At 59.1% G+C, this 6,606-nt stretch carries 4 protein-coding genes; all 4 read left to right on the plus strand.

Going from position 1 to position 6,606, the window contains the following annotated elements:
* Positions 1–390: 390 nt before the first annotated feature.
* The 4 genes from O3S85_RS20615 (at position 391) to O3S85_RS20630 (ending at position 6,424) form a co-directional block, all read left to right on the plus strand.
* Positions 391–3,321: an ABC transporter substrate-binding protein gene (locus tag O3S85_RS20615; RefSeq protein ID WP_269543083.1), complete on the plus strand. Its 2,931-nt coding sequence runs from the start codon at positions 391–393 to the stop codon at positions 3,319–3,321.
* A gap of 6 nt (positions 3,322–3,327) precedes the next feature.
* Positions 3,328–4,500, plus strand: a complete 1,173-nt coding sequence (locus O3S85_RS20620; RefSeq protein WP_269543084.1) for an STAS domain-containing protein — start codon at positions 3,328–3,330, stop codon at positions 4,498–4,500.
* A 6-nt stretch (positions 4,501–4,506) separates the two neighbouring features.
* Positions 4,507–5,439 (plus strand): ABC transporter permease, encoded by a 933-nt coding sequence (locus tag O3S85_RS20625; RefSeq protein WP_269543085.1) that lies wholly within the window; start codon positions 4,507–4,509, stop codon positions 5,437–5,439.
* Positions 5,440–5,611: 172 nt separating this feature from the next.
* Positions 5,612–6,424, plus strand: a complete 813-nt coding sequence (locus O3S85_RS20630; protein WP_269543086.1) for an ABC transporter ATP-binding protein — start codon at positions 5,612–5,614, stop codon at positions 6,422–6,424.
* Positions 6,425–6,606 lie beyond the last annotated feature (182 nt).

The raw sequence follows: 6,606 nt of genomic DNA on the forward strand, positions 1-6,606 counted from the left end.
ATCAATACAATAGACCCAAAACCCCACCCGTCAGTGGAGAAACATAACCTTCCAAAAAGATCAGAAATATTTTGCGCACTTAATCTGCGGTTAATGTTGGGTGTGCTATAACTAACGCACTATTCGAACTATGGCGAAGATCAGCCTCATGCTTTTAGCGACGCAGTCCGGCTGATCCTTGTTTTAATAGAATAGCTAGCAGTAGTAGGAAACACATGTCCGTAATAGCGTGACAAGCGCGCCCCTTTAACCGGGGGCGCGTTACTTTTTTCAGATGGTGCGGGGGTTGCTTTTACGACGAACTAAACTGGTGCTTGCGTGAAGACGACCATCCCACTAATCGCCTATAGATGCTGCGGGCATCTCCCTCCTTCGCCCACTCGCAACTACATGTGGAAAATCATTAAAAATCTCTGGCTCGGCTGCGCTTTGATTGCCGCGGCGTCAGCGCTGTTGCTCTACTCGGACCTCGACTCCCGCGAATCGGAGGACGACGACGCTCACGCCGCAATCAAGCGCATCGCCATCCTCCAGCACGCCTCGCAGGCAGTCCTTGATGACGGCCGCGAGGGCATGCTCGCCGGGTTACGCGCCCGTGGCTGGATACAGGGCGAAAACCTGGAGGTAAAGCTCTTCAACGCCCAGGGCGACATGCCCACCGCCCACACAATGGCGGCCGCCATGACCAGCGGCAACTACGACCTGCTGATGTCTATCAGCACACCATCGCTGCAAGCCGTGGCCAATGCCAACACCAACGGCCGGACCAAACATGTCTTTGGCCTCGTCACCGACCCTTCGGCGGTCGGCGTGGGCATCAGCGCGGACAACCCACTCGATCACCCACCTTACATGGCCGGCTACGGCACGATGCAGCCAGTGGAGCGCGCCTTCGAAATTGCCCGCCAGTTGAACCCGAAACTCAAGACCGTAGGCGTCGTTTACAACTCCTCGGAGGCCAACGCAGTCAAACAAATCGAAGTTGCCCGCGTCGTTTGCGCAAACATGGGCATCAAGCTGGAGGAAGCCATGGCGGAAAATTCCACCGGCGTGGGCGAAGCCGCCGCCGCGCTCTGCGCGCGAAAGGTGCAGGCCATTTTCGTGCCGGGTGACGTCACCGTCATCGTGGCCTTGGACGCGCTCATCAGCGCCGCCAACGATAACCATATCCCCGTATTCACCGTCATCCCGCCAAACATCGAGCGCGGTGCCTTGTTCGACATTGGCGCGGATTACCGCTCCGTCGGTCACCAAACCGGGCTCCTCGCGGCCGACATTTTAAACGGCAAAAAACCGGCCGATGTCCCGATTGAAAATTACATGCCCGAGACGCTGCTCATCAACGAGCCCGCGCTCAAGGGCGTTAAAGGTAGTTGGTCCATCCCTGCCAAGCTCAAGGAAAGCGCGCAGGTTTACATCGACGCCCAGGGCAAGCGCACCGAGCGCAAATCTGCCACCCCCGAAAACCTCCAAGCCGAGCCCGGCAAGCAATACAAGATCGCCTTTGCCTACTACGCGCCCGAGGAGAGCTGGGAGCGTTGCCAGCAGGGCCTCATCGACGGCATGGCCAAGCTAGGCTTCGTGGAGGGCAAGAACCTGACCATTACGCGCAGTCACGCGCAGGCGGAAATGATCAACATCCGCCCCATGCTGCAAAACTTTGACAGCACCGATGTGGATGTGATCGTCACCTTCACCACGCCCGTTCTCCAGGCCGCAACGACCGCCGTGGAAAAGCACCCCGTGGTCTTCACCTACGTCACCGATCCCATCGCCGCCGGTGCCGGCAAAAGCTTCACCGACCACAACCCCAACCTGACCGGTGTCGGCTCCATGCCCCCGCTCAAAGACACGGTCAAGCTGACCCAACTCTTGCTGCCCAATGCGAAGCGCATCGGGACGCTTTACAACAGCGGCGAGGCGAACTCCGTGAAGGAAGTCACCACTTTAAAGGAGCTGCTGGCCGAGAAAAACATCGAGCTGATCGGCGTCACCGCGGGCAATAGCAATGAGGTCATTCAGGCGGTGCAAGCACTCGTCGGCCGCGATCTCGACGCGGTTTACATCCCCGGTGACAACACCGTTTACCAGGCCTTCGCGCCGGTGGCCGAGATCATCGCCGAGGCCGACCTGCCGCTCATCAACAGCGACCCCAGCGCCGAAGGCCCGGTGCTCTCCGTTGGCCCAGGCTACTACTTTAGCGGGGCGGGTGCCGCGCCGCTGCTGGCCCGCGTCCTCCTCGGCGAAGACCCGGCCAACATTCCGATGGAGAACGTTTCGGTAAACAACGCAAAGTTCAATGCCGCCGTCGCCCAGCGCCTCGGCATCCCCGTTTCAGAAAAGTTCAAGCAAGCCATTGGCACCGCTCAGGCCGAGATGAAGGCCGCGCAAAACGACGGCTTCCAAAACCCGAACCCCAGCGGCAAAAAGTGGAAGATCACGATCATTTCCTACGTCGAATCGCCGCCCTTTGAAGAAGCCTACGAAGGCATTCTTCTGGCCATGGAGCAAAGCAATTTGCAGGAAGGTAAGGATTACGAAATCACCTTTAAATCGGCGCAAGGCGACATCTCCGCGCTCAATGGCATTGTGGACAACGCCCTCACCGAACGCGCGGATATGATCGTCGCCCTGTCCACGCCCGGCCTGCAGACCGCGATGCGCAAAACGCAGAAAACACCGATCGTTTTTGGCATTGTGGCAGACCCAATCAGCGCTGGCGCTGGCAAGTCCAACACCGACCACCAGGCCAACGTCACCGGTGTATCCGTCGCCCTGCCCAGCAAGGAGATGCTCGATATTCTGCAGAAATATTTCCCGCAATATAAGCGCATCGGCACCCTCTTCTGCCCCAACGAAGCGAACTCCGAGAACTCCAAAAAAATCTTCGAGGCCGAATGTAAGGCGCGCGGCATTGTCCTGGAAACCGTCGCCGTCAACAGCTCTGCCGAACTCGCTGACGCCGCACTTGCGCTGATGAGCAAGAGCATCGACGCCGTGGTGCAAATCCCGGACAACCTCTCCTCAGCCGGCTTCACCGCGATCTCCGCCGCCGCCGAGAAGACACAAACGCCGCTGCTGAGCATGAACAGCGTCACCGTCGACATGGGCGCGGCTTACGCGATTGGCCGCGACTACTACGAGGCCGGCTTCGAGACTGGCCAGACGATGCTACAAGTCATCGCGGGCGAAGACACAGCCAAGATTCCCTTTCGCGTCTCCCCGCAAATCCTCACCGCAGCCAGCCAGAAAAACGCCGAGGAGCTCGGCATGATCTTGCCGCCTGCCCTGCTTCAATCCGCTGAGAAAGTGAAGGACTAACCGCGCATGAAAATTGAAACGATCAAAGAAGGCGGCTTCACGCGCCTCATCATGGACGGCCGCTTCGACGCCAGTTGGTGCGATCACCTGCGCTCGGTGCTCGACGAAACGATTCGCCGTGGCGAGCACCATCTACAGCTCGACCTCGCCGAAGTGCATTACCTGAGCTCCGCTGGCATTCGCCTGCTACTCAAAACCTACAAACAGCTCAAAGCGATCCAGGGCACGTTCCAGATCGTCAACCCCTCCGAGAACACGGCAAACGTCCTTCGCCTCGCGGGGCTCGATGCACTCCTGGCCGACTCTTCTACCAAAAACTCTGCATCGCAAAGTAAGGTCATCGCCAAACACGAGTCAACATCGGCAATCTTTGAAATCCATGGCCATGACGTGCCACCCGTTAAGGTCACCGCGCACGATGGCGAGCCAAAGACATTCTCGGCACCCGCCTTCCTGATCGGCGTGGGCGCGATCGGTCGCGACGCCACGGACAACGCACATCGCCTGGGCGAGCTACTCGCAATCGGCGGCAACGTTGCCTACCAACCGACCGATGGTGCCAAGCAACCGGACTACATGGTCACCCATGGCGCACTCAAAGCCGACGCGCAGATCATCTCCGGAATTGCCGCCAGCGCATTGCCCGCAGGCTTGACCCGTTTTGAAACGCACGCGGACGACGGTGTCATCGGTTTATTGGAATTAGCCGAGACCATACTTTGCATTGCAAAGTCCAATGCAGCAATCGTTGTCGCGATGACTGAGACTGCTGGCCTGATCGGTGCCGCCCTAAGGCAATCCCTGGCTGCCACAGACAGTGACGAGCACCTGCAGTTTCCAGCGATCCGCGATTGGCTTTCCTTCAGCGCAGACCGTATTCATCGCGACTCGACCACCCTCCTCGTTGGCGTAGTCGCAAAGCCCGGAACGCCCATCGAGTCGCAGCTTCGCCCGCTGGATGCCGATGGCAAAACACTCGGCCATTTCCACGCAGCGGCCTTCCCCTACCACCCCTTGCAAAAGGGGGAGATCGACCTCGCGGCCACGATCAACGCCGCTTTCGAAGATCGCAGCATCCAGGCCGTCCTTCACCTGCTCGCCGATCACCGCCCCCTCGTCGGCGCAGGTGAGAGCCAATTTTATCGCGGCGCATGCTGGTATGCGCCAGCCAACTTTTAACACGCCATGACGCTTCTCCTCGGTTCACTGACCATCGGCCTCATCCTCGCGCTTCTCGCGATGGGGGTCTATGTGTCGTTCCGCATTTTTGACATCCCGGATATCACCACGGACGGCTCCATCACACTTGGTGCCGCGACCGCCGCCATCCTGATCGTCAACGGCACGCACCCCATTCTCGCCACCCTTGCCGGAGCAGCGGCAGGCGCACTAGCCGGCACGGTGACCGGTATCCTACACACCAAGTTTAAGATCAACGCCCTGCTGGCCGGCATCCTCGTGATGACCGCGCTCTACTCCGTGAACCTCCACGTGATGGGCCGCAGCAACGTCCCCCTTTTGCAAACAAAGAACGTCACCGACTACGGCGAAACGCTGGGCCACGCCATTGTTGGCGAGGAGAGCATGGACCTCTTTGGCTGGGAAACCGACACCGCTGATTTCTTTGTCATGATCCTCGCCGCGGCCTTCGTGACGTTGGTCGGCTTGCTGTTGTATTGGTTTTTCCGCACCAACGTCGGCACCGCGATGCGCGCCACGGGTAATAACCCGCAGATGATCCGCGCGCTTGGTGCAAACGTGGAGCGCTACATGGTCTTTGGCCTTGCGGTCTCCAACGGCCTGGTCGCGCTGGCAGGCGCGATCCTGGCGCAATACCAGGGCTTTGCCGACGCGCAGATGGGCATCGGCATGATCGTCTGGGGTCTGGCCAGCGTGATCATTGGCGAAGCGCTGGTCGGCCAACGCAGCCTTGGCCTCACGATCATCGGGGCAGTGATGGGCTCCGTGCTCTTCCGCCTGCTCGTGGCGATTGCCCTGCGCTGGGGCCTGAACCCAAACGACCTCAAGCTCATCACGGCAGTCTTCGTCTTTGCCGCGCTCGTGTTGCCGGGCTTCATCAAAAAGCTAAAGCCGCGTAAGTCGTCGCCATCCAATTAAACTTTGCATGACAGAGTTAACTTCAATTTCACTAAAGGTAGGGCGCAGTCTCCAGACAAGCCGCCACGATGGAGTGGCATTTGCGCAATGCGCAAATCTATCGGTCCAGCGGGACGCTGGCGGTTTATCTGGAGACTGCGCCCTACCCTTTTAAACTTTGCGATACAAAGCTATGCTCGAAATAAAAAGCATCCGCAAGACGTTCAACCCCGGCACTGTCAACGAGGTCCGTGCGCTGCAGGGGGTCGACCTGACCATCAAAGAAGGCTCGTTCGTCGTCGTGCTCGGCATGAATGGCTCGGGCAAGTCGACGCTGCTCAACGCCATTGCTGGCTCCTTTTACGTGGATGAAGGTTCGATCACTCTCGACGGGAACAACGTCACCAAGTGGCCCGAGCACCGCCGCGCGAAGCTAATTGGCCGCGTGTTTCAAAATCCCTTCAGCGGCACGGCGCCGGATATGTCCATCGCGGAAAACTTCGCCATGGCCGCCATGCGAGGGAAGAACCGCGGACTAGGCTGGGCCTTATCTCCGGACCTCATGGACGCACTCCGCGAGCGCGTGATCACCCTGCGCATGGGCCTTGAAAACCGGCTTGAAAACGCCATTGGCTCGCTCTCCGGCGGGCAACGCCAGGCATTGACCCTGCTCATGGCCACCTGGCTCAAGCCGTCAATGCTCCTGCTCGACGAGCACACCGCCGCCCTCGATCCCAAAAGCGCGCACCAGGTCATCACGCTAACCGACGAGGTCGTGAAGCGCGACAACCTGACGACGCTCATGGTCACCCACTCAATGCAGCAAGCCGTCAATCTCGGCGACCGCATCATCATGATGAACCGTGGTAAGGTGGCCTACGATTTCTCCGGCCCGGAGAAAAAACGCCTGCGCGTGGAAGACCTACTCGACTGCTTCGAAGAAATCCGCCGCCGCGAGCAACTCGACGAAAGCACGGCCGCAATGCTCGCCGGACAATACGTGTGATCCGCTGGAGGGCAGTGCTTCGTCACTGCCGTTCTTTGCCTCAACGCAACCTGGGATACGGCGGCGGTGACGAAGCACCGCCCTTGTGTTTTCCTTTTTTGACACTATTTAGGAAAATGATGCTTCCGAGAATGGTAGAACTAACACGTCGCAGGAAGCGTCATTTTCCGAAGCCGGGCTGG

Source organism: Cerasicoccus sp. TK19100, from assembly GCF_027257155.1.
GTDB lineage: Bacteria > Verrucomicrobiota > Verrucomicrobiia > Opitutales > Cerasicoccaceae > Cerasicoccus > Cerasicoccus fimbriatus.